This is a genomic window from Citreicoccus inhibens (genome assembly GCF_019039035.1).
GTDB lineage: Bacteria > Myxococcota > Myxococcia > Myxococcales > Myxococcaceae > Citreicoccus > Citreicoccus inhibens.
Genome location: NZ_JAHNZT010000005.1, coordinates 301,407 through 315,101 on the forward strand (window position 1 = coordinate 301,407; position 13,695 = coordinate 315,101).

Sequence of the window (13,695 nt, forward strand, 5' to 3'; positions counted from 1 at the left end):
TGCGCCCCCGCGCCGTGGCGGAGCGGGGGCGGGCGCGCGTCAAGCCTTCATGCGGTAGCCGGAGCGCAGCACGACGTAGACGACCCCGGTGGCCACCGCCGCCACGACGGCGAGGATGGCGCCGCCCACCACGGGCGAGAAGATGCTGGAGCCCAGCATGCCGTAGCGCAACCCCTCCACCATGTAGACCATGGGGTTGAAGAGGCTGATGGTGTTCCACGGCGAGGGCAGCTCGCGCACGGAATAGAAGACGCCGCCGAGGAACGTGAGCGGCAGCATGACGAAGGTGGGGAAGAAGTTGATCTGCTCGAACTTCTCCGCCCAGATGGCCGCGAGCATGCCCAGCACGCTGAAGACGTAGCTGGAGATGAACAGGAAGTAGGCCGTCACCAGCGCGTGCTCCAGGCTGAAGCCGGAGAAGAGCGCGGCGACCGCCCACGTGAGCCCGCCCACCACGAGCCCGCGCACCATGGCGCCGCCGATGAAGCCGGCCATCAGCTCACCGGGCCCCAGCGGCGCGACGAGCAGGTCCACCACCGTGCCCTGAATCTTGGTGATGAACAGCGACGAGCTGCTGTTGAGGAACGCGTTGTTGGCGATGCCCAGGAAGACGAGCCCCGGCACGATGAAGTGCAGGTAGGGCTGGCCCTCCACCTCGTGGACGCGGCCGGAGATGGAGTAGCCGAAGACGATGAAATAGAGCGTGGTGCTGATGAGGGGTGAGAGGACGGTCTGGCCCGGCACGCGCATGAAGCGCCGGACCTCCTTCACGAACAGCGTCTGCATCCCAAGGACGTTCATGGCGGCGGAGGACTTTCGCGCGAAAGGGGTGTTCAGGCGGCGGAGGCGGAGGGGCGGCCCCGCAGCACTTCGATGAGCACGTCCTCCAGGCGGGAGCGGCGCGTCTCCACGTCCGCGATGGGCAGCCCGGCCGCGTACAGCGCGCGGAGCAGGTCCCCCGCGGGCGCGCAGCCATCGCGCTCCACGTAGGTCAGCGTGCGGCCGTCGTCGGACAGGCGCGCGGCGAAGCGCTGACCCGCCTCGGGCAGCGCGGGCAGCGGCGTGGCGAACGTCACCACCAGGCGCTTCTCGCCGAAGCGGCGCAGGAGCGCGGCCTTGTCCTCCACCATCAGCAGGCGTCCCTCGTTGATGATGCCCACGCGGTCCGCCAGCTCCTCGGCCTCTTCCAGGTAGTGCGTGGTGAGCACGATGGTGGTGCCCTCGGACGCGAGCTTGCGCACGTACGTCCAGAGGTCGCGCCGCAGCTCCACGTCCACGCCCGCGGTGGGCTCGTCCAGGAAGACGAGCCGCGGCTTGTGCACCAGCGCCTTGGCGATGAGCAGCCGGCGCTTCATGCCGCCCGACAGGGCGCGGGTCAGCGAGTCCTTCTTGCCCTGGAGGTTGAGCGCGGTGAGCACCTCGTCCACGCGGGCGTCGTCGCGCGGGCGGCCGTAGTAGCCCTGCTGGATGCGCAGGGACTCGGCCACGGTGAAGAACGGGTCGAAGTTGATCTCCTGCGGCACCAGCCCCAGTTCGTAGCGCGGGCCTACCGGGTCCGCGTCCAGGTCCCGGCCGAAGACGCGGATGGTCCCTGCGGTCTTGCGCACCAGGCCACACACGCTGCCGATGAGCGTCGTCTTGCCGGCGCCGTTGGGCCCCAGGAGCGCGAAGATTTCGCCGGGGCGGATGGAGAGGTCCACCGACTGGAGCGCGGTGAAGTTGCCGTACCGCTTGGAGAGACCCTGGAGCTCCAGGGCGGGAGAAGGAGGCTCGGACATGGCGCCGCTTCCTCTAACACCCTGGCGCCCAGGCGTCAGGGCAGAGTGCGCCAACGCACCGCGCCCCTCGGGTCAGCGGGGACTGTCCGAGGCGTGGCGGGGTCGCGAGGTCCCGTCTTGCGCCCGCTGGCCCTCCCTAGTATCCGCAGGTCCCCCAACCCTCCGGAGACAGGCAGAGCCGCGATGGCCCAGAACTTCATCTTCACGATGCAGGACCTGCGCAAGGTCAAGAACAGCAAGGAGATTCTCAAGGGCATCTACCTGTCGTTCTTCCCGGGCGCGAAGATTGGCGTCATCGGTCCCAACGGCTCCGGCAAGTCCACGCTGCTGCGCATCATGGCCGGCGTGGACACGGAGTTCTTCGGCATCGCGAAGCCGGACCCCACCGCGAAGGTGGGTTACCTGCCGCAGGAGCCGCAGCTCGACCCCACGCTGACCGTGAAGGGGAACGTGGAGCTGGGCCTGAAGGAGATCCGCGCCGCGTTGGACCGCTTCAACGAGGTGAGCGCCAGGTTCGCCGAGCCCATGAGCGACGAGGAGATGGAGAAGCTGCTCGCCGAGCAGGGCCGCCTCCAGGACGCCATCGACGCGAGCAACGGCTGGGAGTTGGACCGCACGCTGGAGATGGCCATGGACGCGCTGCGGCTGCCGCCCGGCGACGCGGATGTGTCCAGGCTGTCCGGCGGTGAGAAGCGCCGCGTGGCGCTCTGCCGCATCCTCCTGGAGAAGCCGGACCTGCTCCTGCTGGACGAGCCCACCAACCACCTGGACGCGGAGAGCGTCGCGTGGCTGGAGCAGGCGCTCAAGGAGTACAAGGGCACCATCGTCTGCATCACCCACGACCGGTACTTCCTCGACAACGTGGCCGAGTGGATTCTGGAGCTGGACCGCGGCGAGGGCGTGCCCTGGAAGGGCAACTACTCCAGCTGGCTGGACCAGAAGCAGAAGCGCCTGGAGCTGGAGGAGAAGTCGGAGAGCCACCGGCAGAAGACGCTCAAGCGCGAGCTGGAGTGGGTGCGCGCGTCGCCCAAGGCGCGTCAGGCCAAGAGCAAGGCCCGCATCTCCGCGTACGAGGACCTGCTCAACCAGACGCAGGACAAGCGCGACGCCACGGGCGAGGTCATCATCCCGCCCGGGCCCAAGCTGGGCGGGCTGGTGGTGGAGGCCAAGGGGCTGCGCAAGGCGTACGGCGAGCGGCTCCTCATCGACGAGCTGAACTTCAAGCTGCCCCCCGGCGGAATCGTGGGCGTGATTGGCCCCAACGGCGCCGGCAAGACGACGCTGTTCCGCATGATGACGGGCGTGGAGAAGCCGGACGCGGGCGAGCTGCGCGTGGGCGAGACGGTGGTGATGGCCTACGTGGACCAGAGCCGCGACGCGCTCAACGGCGACCAGACGGTGTTCCAGGAGGTCAGCGGCGGCTTGGACCACCTGGACCTGGGCAAGGCGGGGCAGGTGCCCAGCCGCGCCTACCTGGCGGGCTTCGCGTTCAAGGGGCAGGACCAGCAGAAGCGCGTGAAGGACCTCTCCGGCGGTGAGCGCAACCGCGTGCACCTGGCGAAGATGCTCAAGGCGGGCGGCAACCTGCTCCTGTTGGACGAGCCCACCAACGACCTGGACGTGGAGACGCTGCGCAGCCTGGAGGACGCGCTGCTCAACTTCGCGGGCTGCGCGGTGGTCATCAGCCACGACCGCTGGTTCCTCGACCGCATCGCCACGCACATCCTCGCGTTCGAGGGCGACAGCAAGGCGTTCTTCTTCGAGGGCAACTTCGAAGACTACGAGGCGGACAAGAAGAAGCGCCTGGGCCCCGACGCGCTGGAGCCGCACCGCATCCGCTACCGCCCGCTCAACAAGAACTGAGGCGAGGTGACGCCGGCTCCCCCGTCGCGTGGGAGCCGGCTCCCCGCCGGCTCCTTGTTTCAAGGGAGCCGGCCGGCCTCCGACTAGAAGAGGAAGTCGGTGGTGAGGAATGACGACTCGTGCCGCGTGAGGATGGACTGCACGAGCGCGGTGTTGTCGGGCGTCGTCTTCGCCGCCACGAGCGTGCGGATGGAGAAGACGCGCAGCGCGTCCGCCACGGAGAGCGTGCCCTCGGCCGAGTCCTTCCGGCCGTTGAAGGGGAACGTGTCCGGGCCGCGCTGGCACTGGCAGTTGATGTTGATGCGGCCCACCTGGTTGGAGAACGCGTCGATGAGCCGGCCGATGCGCGCCGAGTCCCGCCCGAACAGGCTGAGCTGCTGACCGAAGCTGGAGTTGACCACCAACTTCACCACCTCGTCCTCGTCGTCGAAGACCATCACCGGCACCACGGGCCCGAACTGCTCCTCGGTCGCGAGCCGCATGTCGCCCGTCACCGGGTACACGATGGTGGGCGCGTAGAACGAGCGGGCGGACTGACCGCCGCGTGCGTTCACGATGCGCGCGCCCTTGGCCACCGCGTCATCCACGAGCCCCTGGAGGTACGTGGCCTTGCCGGGCTCGGGCAGCGGGGTGATGGAGACGCCCGGCTCCCACGGCATGCCGGGCTTGAGCTTCTCCACGGCGGCGGTGAAGCGCTCCAGGAAGGGCCCCACGATGCTGCGGTGGACCATCAGCAGCTTGAGCGCGGTGCAGCGCTGGCCATTGAACGACAACGTTCCGGTGACGCACTCCTTCACCGCGTTGTCGAGGTCCGCGTCCTCCAGGATGATGGCCGGGTTCTTCGCGTCCAGGCCGAGCACGGCCTTGAGCCGATGCGGGCGCGGGTGCATGCGCTTGAGCTCGCTGGCGCCCTTGTTGGTGCCGATGAACGCGAACACGTCCACCTTGCCGCTCTCCATCAGCGCGCCCACCGTCTCGCGGCCCTTGCCGTAGATGATGTTGATGACGCCTGGCGGGAAGCAGTCGCGGAACGCGGTCAGCAGCGGCTGGATGAGCAGCACGCCGAACTTGGCGGGCTTGAACACGACGGTGTTGCCCATGAGCAGCGCGGGGAACAGCGTGCTGAATGTCTCATTGAGCGGGTAGTTGTACGGGCCCATGCACAGGGCCACGCCCATGGGCGCCCGGCGAATCTGCGCCATGATGCCCTGCTCCTGGACGAAGCGGGATGAGGTGCGGTCCAGCTCCTTGAGCGCGCGGATGGTCTCGACGATGAGGTCCACCGTGCGGTCGAACTCCTTCTCCGAGTCGCCCTGCGTCTTGCCAATCTCCCACATGAGCAGGTTGACGACCGGGGTGCGCTGCTGGCGCATGGCCGCGAGGAAGCGCTCCACGTGCTCGATGCGCTGGGCCACTCGCAGCGTGGGCCAGACGCCGCGCCCCAGGTCATACGCCTTCACCGCCGCGTCCAGGGCCGCCAGGGACTCGCGCGAGGTGAGCAGCGGCGTGGCGCCAATCACGCGGGGCTGCGGGCCCTGCTCGGTGCGCACGTAGACGGGGCTCTGCACCGGGTTGAGCTCGCCCTCCCAGCGGCGCAGCTCTCCGTCCACCAGGTACTCCCGCTGCTCGAGGTAGGCCGGCAGTCGCACGGCCTCGGGAATCTGCGCGTCGGAAGGGAACAGCTCATCCAGTGACGTCATCGCGGGTCCTTTCATCGAGGCCCAATGTACGACCCGCCTGTTTTTCCCGCCGGGGAACTTGCGGCCTCACGTCACGGGAGGCACCGGGCCCGTGAGGATTTCGCAGCCGTCGCGGGTGATGAGCACGGTGTGCTCGAACTGGGCCGAGAGGCTCCCGTCCGCCGTCACCACCGTCCAGCCGTCGGGGAGGATGCGGATGTCCGGGCGCCCCAGGTTCACCATGGGTTCGATGGTGAGCACCATGCCCGAGCGCAGCGTGATGCCCGTGCCCCGGCGCCCCACGTGGGACACCTGCGGCGGGCCGTGCATGCTCCGGCCGATGCCGTGTCCCCCGAACTCTTCCACCACGCTGCATCCCTCCGCGCGCGCCAGCTCATCGATGGCGGCGCCCACGTCGCCCATGCGGACGCCGTGTCGCAGCACGGCGATGCCCGCGTCACGGCACCGTCGCGCCACGTCCACGATGTGGCGCGCGTCCTCGGAGACCTCGCCCACGCAGAACGTGGCGGAGCAGTCTCCGTGGTAGCCCTCCAGGCACGTGGTGACGTCCACGTTGATGATGTCCCCGAGCCCAAGCTGCTCGTCCGCGCGCGGGACGCCGTGGCACACCACCTGGTTGCGGCTGGTGCACACCGAGGCGGGGAAGCCCTTGTAGCCCAACTGGCTGGGCGTGCCCTGGCGCCGCGCCGTGTCCTCGCGCACCCACGCGTCGATGTCCGCCGTGGTGATGCCCGGGGTGAGGCGCTCCGCCACGTGGGTCAGCGTCCGGGCGGCGGCCTCGCTCGCGCGGCGGATGCGCTCCAGCTCCTGTCCCTTGAAGAGGGGGATGTTCATGCGGGCAAGGTGGCACCCGCTGTGTTGAGCGGTCCAATGCTGTCTCGGCATGACGCCGGCGGGGCGTGCGAGGCGGGCGCGGCTCGGGCTAGCCTTGCGCCCGTGAGCATCACGCACCTGCAATCCTTCGTCGCGGTGGCCGAGGAGGGGCACGTGGGACGCGCCGCGCGCCGGCTCCACCTCACCCAGCCACCCCTCAGCCGCCACATCCTCGCGCTGGAGGACGAGCTGGGCACGCGCCTGTTCGAGCGCGTTCCGCGTGGCATGCGCCTACTGCCCGCGGGCGAGGTGTTCCTCTCGCACGCGCGCCGCATCCTCGCGGAGGTGGACGTGGCGGTGAGTTCGGTGAAGGACCTCGCGCCGCGGCGCGATTGACGGGGTGGGCTGTCGCGCCGCGGCGGCCCGTGGCGTTCAGGCCGCGCTTGGAGCGCGCTATGGTGGCGGAGCGGGTCGCGCCCGACAGGAGCCATGAACTTCGTCTTCATCTCCCCCCAGTTCCCGCCCCACTACTTCCACTTCGTCTCCGCCTTGCGCGAGCGTGGCGTCACCGTGCTCGGCATTGGGGACGCGCCCTACGACTCGCTGCGCCCCGAGCTGCGCGAGGCGATGCGCGAGTACTTCTTGGTCCCCACCCTCCACGATGACGACGCGCTGCTGCGCGCCACGGGCTATCTGACGTGGCGCCACGGGCGCATCCATCGCATCGAGTCCCTCAACGAGTCCTGGCTGGAGGCCGAGGCGCGGCTGCGCGAGGACTTCCATGTGCCCGGGCTCTTGCCCGAGGCGATGGCGCGGCTGCGCTCCAAGTCGGGCATGGCGGAGGTGTTCCGCGAGGCGGGCGTGGCGCACCCCGACCTGGAGCGCGTGCGCGACGCCGAGCAGGTGAAGTCCTTCGCCGCGCGCGTGGGCTATCCGCTGGTGCTCAAGCCGGACGTGGGCGTGGGCGCCGCGCACACGTTCAAGGTCACCCGCGACGCCGAGGTCGACACCGCGCTCGCGCAGCCGTTGCCTACGTCATACGTGGCGCAGCCCTTCGTTCGCGGCACCATCGTCACGTACGACGGCATCGTGGACCGTCACGGCGCCATCGTCTTCGCGCTCAGCCATCAATACAGCGATGGGGGCATGGAGACGGTGCTGGAGCAGCGCGACATCTCGTTCTGGAGCCTCCAGGAGATTCCTCCGGCTCTGGACGTGTTGGGCCGGCAGGTGGTGGCGGCGTTCGGGCTGCGTGAGCGCTGGTTCCACCTGGAGTTCTTCCGTCTGCCGGACGGGCGCTTCGTGGCGCTGGAGGCCAACCTGCGTCCACCGGGCGGCTTCATGACGGACATGATGAACTACACGTGCGACATCGACGTGTACCGGCTCTGGGCTCGCGTGGTGACGGGAGACCCCGTGGGAGACTTCCGCTACACGCCGCGCTTCCACGTGTGTCACAGCGCGCGGCGCGCCGAGCGGAAGTACCTGCACTCGCACGCGCAAATCGTTGAGCACCTGGGGCGTGAGCTGCTGCTGCACCGCGAGCTGCCGGCCGTCTACCACAGCCTCCTGGGCAACGAGATGTACCTGACCCGGCACGCGGACCTGGAGGCCATGCACGCGGCGGCGCGCTTCATCCAGGCCACGCCCTGACGCTCAGCGCTCCTGCCAGCACAGCGCGAAGAGGGTGCTGTCCGCGTCGGCGTGCAGCTTCGTCACGCGCGGAGACGTGGCGCCGCCCAGCCGCAGCATGGACTCCAGCAGGGCCTCCGTGTAGCCCGGCATGGGCAGGTTCGAGTTGAGCCGCAGCTCGTACCGCGTGGGCTCGCGCTCGGTGAGGTCCGCCTCCGTGTAGTTGTCCGTGCCGCGCAGCAGCTGCGGGATGCGTTGCACGAAGCGATGCGGTCCCAGCAGGCGCATCACCCCGTACAAGGCGCGCCCGATGAGCGTGTGCCCGTAGCCCTCCACGTGCGCGATGGCGAGCCGGCGATAGCCCTCCTCGGGCGGCACGTCGGGATGGGTCTCCTCCACGATGATGGACAGGCAGTACATCCACAGCGGGACGGAGTAGGCCGGCATCAGCGGGCGATCCAAGTCGATGCCCGCGCGCCGCAGCCGCTCCTTGAGCCGCAGGGACACGCGGCCCTGGAGCCCGTGCGTGAGGAGTCCCTCCACCACCTGGACGTAGACGAGGCGCTGCTCGTAGGGCAGCGGACGGCGAGGGCTCACTCGAGGCGCCTCAACCCAGCAGCCACCGCAAGGCAAAGGGCAGGCGCCGCTGCCAGTCCCGCTCGTGATGCCCACCCCCGGGCTCCAGCACGAGGAACAGCTCGTGGTCCGCGTACCCCAGGCGCTTGAGGTGGAAGTAGAAGTCGCGCGTCGCCTCGCCGTAGTTGAGCGGCACGCCCGCGGGCTGGATGAACTCGTGGCTGCCCGCGTCCAGGTAGATGCGCGTCCATTGACGGCTGTGCTGCGTCCACTGGTCGAACAGGCGGTTGCCGCTCCACATCACGGTGGGGGACAGCGCGCCGATGCGGCCGAAGACCTCGGGCGAGCGCAGGCCCAGGTACAGCGAGAACAGTCCTCCGAGGGATGAGCCCATGGTGGCGGTCCACTCGGCGGAGGGCCGCGTGCGGTAGGTGCGGTCGATGTATGGCTTCAGCTCTTCCACGAGGAAGCGCGCATAGGCCTCGCCGCGCGCCTTCACGCCGCTGCGAGGCTCGTCCCAGGGCGAGTACTCCTGGAGCCGGCCGGTGCCCGAGTCCACCGCGACGATGATCCACGGCTCCGAGCGCCCCTCGTTCACCATCGATTCGAGCACGAGGTTGGCGCACCACGTGTCGAAGAGGGCGGACTCGGGATGGGCGAAGACGTTCTGCCCGTCGTGCATGTAGAGCACCGGGAAGCGGTGCTCGGCCGCGGCGTCGTACCCGTCCGGGGTGTAGATGCGCACGGTGCGGCGGAAGCCCTCCGGGGTCGAGGGGAAGTCTCGGACGATGTGGACGTATCCCATGGCGAGCCACGGGCCGGGGGCACCCCGGTCGCTGCGTGTGGCGTGCCCGCCAGCATACATGGATGGCGCGGTCGGCCCGGTCCGCGTCTCGCGCATGGACGCTCGCTTCGCGGGCGGGATGCCCGCACGGCGGTCCTTCTTGTAGGGAAGGGTGGTCTCGGTCCTGCAGAGGGCCGGAGCGTGCGTTGGGTCCTCTGCCTGGGATTGTTGCTGCTGTTCACCGCGTCCCGAGGGCACGCGGCGCCGCACGTGCTCACGCCCGAGTCGGACGACGCGCGAGCGCTGGAGTCCCAAGACGAGGACGGCGCCATCTCGGAGGACGCATGGGACGGGCTGCGCCTGCTGCGGCGCACGGGGGTGGATCCGCGGTCCGCGACGCGAGGCTGGCTGTATGCGTTGCCAGGGCTGACGTACGCGCGCGTGGACGCGCTCCTGCGCGCGGAGTCGTCCGCGCCGGGAGGACTCATCGCCGCGCTCTCCGACGACGAGCGGCGAACCTTGCGGCCATATTGGACAAGAGAGCGCCCCGCGCATTTCTCCGGAGACGTGCGGCTCCTGACGGCCTTCGCGATGGCGGATCGGCTGATGCCGCCCCTCGCGCTCCAGGCACGCGCGCGAAGCCCGGATGGATGGAGCGTGGGGCTGTTGGCCGCGCTCGCGCGCCGTCGGTTCGAGCCGCCCACGTGGGAGCCTCGTCGAGAGGTGCTCGTCGTGAGCCCTCCGCATCGGGCCGTGGTGCTCCCCAAGCTCTATGTGCAGGGGACGTTCGCGCGTGCGCGGGTGTTGGTGGGCGCGTTTCGACTGGGCTTCGGTCAGCGGCTCACGCTGGACACGACGGGGCTGCCCACGCCCGAGGGCTTCGTGCCGGATGACGAGGTCCGTGGCGCGGGGGCTCCCGAACGTTGGTGCTTCCTGGGCGCGGGCGCGTGCGACGCGGAGTCCCAAGCGGAGGAAGTCACGCCGGACTTTCGTTGGAGCGAAGGCTTCCGGGGCGCGGCGGCCACCGTGCGAGGTGTCGTGGGGGAGCGCGCGGAGGGGGTGTTGACCGCGTTCGGCTCCTATCAGTCCCGCTCGCTGTCCTCCTCCATGCTGCGTGAGGCAGGGCCGTGCAGGGGGAGGTCCTGTCCCGCGGTGCCTGTCTGGGTGGAGAAGGAGCGGACGCCGCAAGGCACGCTGAGCGCGCGCCTGTTGCCGGGCGTATTCCGAGAGTGGGCAGGAGGAGGCAACGCGACGCTGCGATGGTCCTCGCGCGTGCGGGTGGGCGCGACCGCGTGGGGCGCGCGTCCCGTGTGGAGCGTCGAAGGTGCCTCGCTCGACTTCCGCCCCAGCGCGGGCTACCCGATGGGCGGCGGCTTCGGCGCGGCGGGAGTGGATGCGGCCGTGGGGGCGGGGCCCGTGGACCTCTTCCTGGAGGTGGCGCGCAGCTTCGACTCCGCTCCCGAGGGTGGGGGTGGCGTGGGCGTGGTGCAGCGCACCGTGCTCTCCGCGGAGGAGCAAGAGCTGGAGTTGCTGCTGCGTTACTACGCCCGGGGCTTCGCCAATCCCTACACCGGCGCGCCCGCGGGGGCGGATTCGCTGGAGGGCTCGCGCGCGCGCAATGAGCTGGGCGCGCGAGCGCGCTATGTGCAGCGACTCGGGAGGAGTTGGCGCGCGCGAGGTCAGGTGGATGCGTGGGCGCTCCCTGAAGATGGCGCGGCGCCGGGGACCGCGGGAACGGTGCGACTGCGCGCATCGGCACGGGTGGACTGGACCGAGGTCTCGTGGCTCCAGCCGTCACTCTGGGGGGAGTACCAGGACTCGGGGGTCGGTGAATCGGGCGACTGTGTCGAGCGCGCGGGCGGAGCGCCCTGTGCGGACGCGGGGCTGCGTGTCACGGGGCGTGTGGAGTCGAGGCTCGGTGACGCGGTGTCGCTGGCCGCGCAGCTCGGTGTGGCTCGCACGCGTGACTCCGCGACGAGCGAGGCCCGTGATGAGACGCGCGCCGTGCTCGACCTGCGGCTGCGGCCTCATGCGTCCCTGCGTCTGCGCGGGCGCCTGAGTTGGACTCGGCCTCAACGCGCGACCCGGGCCAGCACGGAGGTGGCATGGGACGCGCATCGCGCGGTCTCCGTGCGAGCGCGCTACGCGTGGGAGCTCGAGGCAGGGACAGAGCGAGTGCCGACGGCGGTGTCTCGGCATGTGTTCCAACTGGAGTGGGAGAGCCGTTTCTGACGCGGCTGGTGGGAGAGGTGCGTGAGCGTGAAGCGTCTGATGGGGAGCGTGGGTGGGGCCTGGGTGCTGGCGTGGGGGATGGGATGTGGAGGCGCGAAGGAGGGAGCGGTGAGTGAGGTCTGTGCGGGCTTGCTCCCTGGAGACGTGGTCATCACCGAGTTCCTCAATGACCCCGAGGGACCGGACACCGGCCACGAGTACGTGGAGGTTCATGCGACGCCGCGAGCCGCCGTGGACCTGCGAGGGGTGACGCTCTATGCGGCGAGGGCGGATGGCTCGCAGGCGCGCGACCATGCCTTCATGGAGTCCGTGGTGATTCCGGCCAATGGCTACCTCGTGCTCGGTGACGTGCGCGAAGGACCGCTGCCGGAGCATGTGGATCATGCGTACGGTGACGCCTTGGGGGGCTTGGGCAATGCCAGTGGAGTGCTCGGGTTGCGGTGTGGTGAGCGCGTGCTGGACGAGGTGTCGCTCTCCGCGCCCGCGAAGGCCGGGGTGGCTCGGACGTACGACGGGCGGTGGGTGCCCGATGCCGAAGGGAATGACGACGCCTCGCGCTGGTGTGATGCGCCGGGCGCGGCCACGCGAGGGTTCCGTGGGAGCCCTGGCGAGCCGAACCAGCCCTGTGCCTCGACGGCTCCGGATGGAGGCACCTCGGATGGAGGGTTGATCCGCGATGGGGGTGTGGATGCCGGGACGCGGGAGACCTGTGTGCCACCGGGAGCGGTGGGGCCGCGCCCGCTGCTGCGTCCTCGCCCCGGTTCTCTGGTGCTGACCGAGGTGATGGCGAACCCTCGCGGGGACGACACCTTGGGGGAGTGGGTGGAGGTGCTCGCCACCGAGCCCGTGGACCTCAACGGCGTGAGCCTGGGAACGGACTCGGCGGCGGCGACGCTGGAGTCGTCGCGGTGTCTGTCGCTCGCGGCGGGGGAGTACGCGGTGCTGGCCCGACAACGGGAGGCCACGCTGAATGGCGGACTGCCCACGCCGGTGGCCACATTCGGAATGGACTTGCGCAACGCGGGCGGGAGCGTGTGGCTCCGCTCCGGTGACACGCTCATCGATGGCGTCGTATTGAGCGGCGCGGAGGAAGGCGTCGCGGTCCAGTTGTCTGCCTCGCGTGCGAATGCGCGAGACAACGACTCGCCAGACGCGTGGTGCCGGGCCACGGAGCCCTTCGGTGCGCGCGGTGACTTGGGGACTCCCGGACGTGCCAACCGCGACTGCTCGGTGAAGGGCACCGGGGATGCGGGCGTGGATGCCGGTCTCTCGGATGCGGGGAGTGATGCGGGCATCACGGGCCCGACGTGCATCGACCGGACGACTGGGAGGGCCCGCGCGCTTCGGAGTCCCGACCCGGGCATGCTCGTGGTGACGGAGTTCATGGCGGACCCCAGCGCGGTCGCGGACACCGTGGGGGAATGGGTGGAGGTCCTGGCCTTGCGCGACGTGGACCTCAACGGACTGGTGCTCTCCAGCGAGAGTGGGTCGAGCCTGCTGTCTTCCCCGCTGTGTCTGAACTTGAAGGCGGGAGGTCTGGGCGTCATCGCGCGCAGCGAGGAGGCCGCGCTCAACGGTGGGTTGCCCGCGGTGCTGGGGACCTTCGGGTTCAACCTCGTGAACGGCGCGGGGGCGCACTGGCTGCGGCTGTCGCTCGAGGGGCGAATGCTCGACATGGTGGCGTACTCCAGCGCGGCGACTCCGGGCGTGGCCTCACAGCTCCGGCCCGGTGTGCGTGACGCGGTGGGGAACGATGTGCCGGGCAACTTCTGTCTCGCGCCGGTGAGCGCGCGATACGGCGCGGGAGACCGGGGCACGCCGGGCCGGGAGAACGTCGCATGCGCGCCGTGATGCTCGTGCTGGGGTTGGGGCTCGCGGCCTGTGGCGGTTCGCCCTGCGGGCCTGGGTCGGGCGTGGTCGCCGAGGTCATCGACGGAGACACGCTCGTGCTCGAAGGTGGCGAGCGGGTTCGCTACTTGTTGGTCGATACGCCGGAGACGACCCGAGGCGCGCACGAGTGTTATGGCGCGGAGGCGAAGGCGTTCAATCGGAGCCTCGTGGCGGGGCGCGTGGTGCACCTGTCCGACGGCGAGGCCTGCGAGGACCGCTATGGGCGGCGGCTCGCGTATGTCTCCGTGGACGGCCGCGACGTCAACGCGCTGTTGGTGGAGCGCGGCTATGGATGTGTCCTCTTCGTGCCTCCCGCGGGGAAGGCCCGGCGCGCCGAGTTCAAGGCGCTGGAGGCCGAGGCCCGGCGCGCGGGCCTCGGCTTGTGGTCAGCGTGTCCCGAGGTGTGTCGGAAATGAGGGCCGGGGCG

12 protein-coding genes are annotated in these 13,695 nt (G+C 70.0%); 6 read left to right on the forward strand and 6 right to left on the reverse strand.

The genetic code is table 11. The annotated features are described in order from the left end of the window. Positions 1-39: 39 nt before the first annotated feature. Together KRR26_RS09640 and KRR26_RS09645 are read right to left on the reverse strand one after the other, a co-directional pair. Complete coding sequence (locus KRR26_RS09640) at positions 40-801, reverse strand: ABC transporter permease (RefSeq protein WP_120204231.1); 762 nt, start codon at positions 799-801, stop codon at positions 40-42. 32 nt (positions 802-833) lie between these two features. After that, positions 834-1,778, reverse strand: a complete 945-nt coding sequence (locus tag KRR26_RS09645; RefSeq protein ID WP_120204232.1) for an ABC transporter ATP-binding protein — start codon at positions 1,776-1,778, stop codon at positions 834-836. Between the two features lie 183 nt (positions 1,779-1,961). On the opposite strand from KRR26_RS09645, the gene ettA reads away from it, so the two are divergent. Next, the gene (gene ettA / locus KRR26_RS09650) at positions 1,962-3,641 is read left to right on the forward strand and encodes an energy-dependent translational throttle protein EttA (RefSeq protein WP_120204234.1); all 1,680 of its coding nucleotides are present in this window, start codon (positions 1,962-1,964) and stop codon (positions 3,639-3,641) included. An 83-nt stretch (positions 3,642-3,724) separates the two neighbouring features. Here ettA and KRR26_RS09655 read toward each other — a convergent pair whose 3' ends face one another. Continuing rightward, complete coding sequence (locus KRR26_RS09655; RefSeq protein WP_120204235.1) at positions 3,725-5,341, reverse strand: NADP-dependent glyceraldehyde-3-phosphate dehydrogenase; 1,617 nt, start codon at positions 5,339-5,341, stop codon at positions 3,725-3,727. A 66-nt stretch (positions 5,342-5,407) separates the two neighbouring features. After that, complete coding sequence (gene map, locus KRR26_RS09660) at positions 5,408-6,175, reverse strand: type I methionyl aminopeptidase (protein WP_120204237.1); 768 nt, start codon at positions 6,173-6,175, stop codon at positions 5,408-5,410. 102 nt (positions 6,176-6,277) lie between these two features. Between map and KRR26_RS09665 the strand changes: the two genes are divergently transcribed. Both KRR26_RS09665 and KRR26_RS09670 read left to right on the forward strand, forming a co-directional pair. After that, positions 6,278-6,550, forward strand: coding sequence for a LysR family transcriptional regulator (locus tag KRR26_RS09665; protein WP_120204239.1), 273 nt, complete (start codon positions 6,278-6,280; stop codon positions 6,548-6,550). A 93-nt stretch (positions 6,551-6,643) separates the two neighbouring features. Next, entirely contained in the window at positions 6,644-7,807 is a 1,164-nt protein-coding gene (locus tag KRR26_RS09670; RefSeq protein WP_217079659.1) for an ATP-grasp domain-containing protein, read from the forward strand. Between the two features lie 3 nt (positions 7,808-7,810). On the opposite strand, the gene KRR26_RS09675 is transcribed toward KRR26_RS09670, so the two are convergent. Together KRR26_RS09675 and KRR26_RS09680 are read right to left on the reverse strand one after the other, a co-directional pair. Next, entirely contained in the window at positions 7,811-8,383 is a 573-nt protein-coding gene (locus KRR26_RS09675; RefSeq protein ID WP_217079660.1) for a DUF2378 family protein, read from the reverse strand. 10 nt (positions 8,384-8,393) lie between these two features. Beyond that, positions 8,394-9,167, reverse strand: coding sequence for an alpha/beta hydrolase (locus KRR26_RS09680; protein ID WP_217079661.1), 774 nt, complete (start codon positions 9,165-9,167; stop codon positions 8,394-8,396). A gap of 180 nt (positions 9,168-9,347) precedes the next feature. Between KRR26_RS09680 and KRR26_RS09685 the strand changes: the two genes are divergently transcribed. From KRR26_RS09685 to KRR26_RS09695, 3 genes are read left to right on the forward strand one after another with little or no spacing between them, the layout of a single operon-like run. Then, positions 9,348-11,378, forward strand: a complete 2,031-nt coding sequence (locus KRR26_RS09685; protein ID WP_328707096.1) for a hypothetical protein — start codon at positions 9,348-9,350, stop codon at positions 11,376-11,378. Between the two features lie 21 nt (positions 11,379-11,399). Beyond that, positions 11,400-13,229, forward strand: a complete 1,830-nt coding sequence (locus KRR26_RS09690; RefSeq protein ID WP_217079662.1) for a lamin tail domain-containing protein — start codon at positions 11,400-11,402, stop codon at positions 13,227-13,229. Next, the gene (locus KRR26_RS09695; RefSeq protein WP_217079663.1) at positions 13,217-13,684 is read left to right on the forward strand and encodes a thermonuclease family protein; all 468 of its coding nucleotides are present in this window, start codon (positions 13,217-13,219) and stop codon (positions 13,682-13,684) included. Before KRR26_RS09690 ends, KRR26_RS09695 begins: the two co-directional genes overlap by 13 nt. Positions 13,685-13,695 lie beyond the last annotated feature (11 nt).